The 685-nt window shown below is 60.1% G+C and carries 2 protein-coding genes; both read left to right on the top strand.

Annotation, left to right across the window (positions count from 1 at the left end; genetic code table 11):
- Window positions 1-400, top strand: a 400-nt coding sequence (locus B3M52_RS04715; RefSeq protein WP_286748992.1) for an amino acid ABC transporter permease, incomplete at its 5' end; no start/stop codon positions are given.
- 13 nt (window positions 401-413) lie between these two features.
- Window positions 414-685 (top strand): ATP-binding cassette domain-containing protein (locus B3M52_RS04710; RefSeq protein WP_286748991.1); only part of this gene is annotated, 272 nt, incomplete at its 3' end.

Here is a 685-nt window from a genome sequence, read left to right as displayed (position 1 = left end):
CCCGCTGACCGCCGGTATCGCCGCCATTGCCCTGAACTCCGGCGCCTATATTTCCGAAGTGGTCCGGGGCGGCGTGCAATCCATCGACAAGGGCCAGACCGAAGCCGGCCTGTCGCTGGGCCTGTCGCGCTCCCAGACCTTCTGGTCGATTATCTGGCCCCAGGCCTTCCGCCGCATGATTCCGCCCTTGGGCAATCAGGCGATCGTGAGTATCAAGGACACGTCACTGTTCTCGGTCATCGGTGTGGGCGAGCTGGTTCGCCAGGGCCAGGTGTACATCGCCAACACCTTTACTGCCTTCGAGGTCTACTTCGTGGTGGCGATCATGTACCTCGCGATTACCCTCTCCCTCTCACTCGTGCTCCGCCTGATAGAGCGGCGCGGACTGGCTTCTGTCTGAAGGATAGGTACCCATGACACAGATCGTGCAAATGCAGGGCATGAACAAGTACTTCGGTACCCTGCATGTCCTCAAGGAAATTGACCTGACCGTTGAAGCCGGCGAAGTGGTGGTGGTTATCGGCGCCAGTGGCTCCGGCAAATCCACCCTCATCCGCTGCGTTAACGGCCTGGAAGAGTTCGAGTCCGGCAAGCTGGTGGTGGACGGTAACGAGCTTGCCCCGAAGAGTGGCAACCCGAAAGCCCTGGCTGAAATCCGCAAGGAAGTCGGCATGGTGTTCCAGCA

This window comes from Marinobacter sp. UBA2688 (assembly GCF_002352785.1).
Lineage (GTDB): Bacteria > Pseudomonadota > Gammaproteobacteria > Pseudomonadales > Oleiphilaceae > Marinobacter > Marinobacter salarius.
The sequence above is the reverse complement of the archived record's forward strand: the minus strand, read 5'-3'. Positions and strand labels throughout refer to the sequence as shown.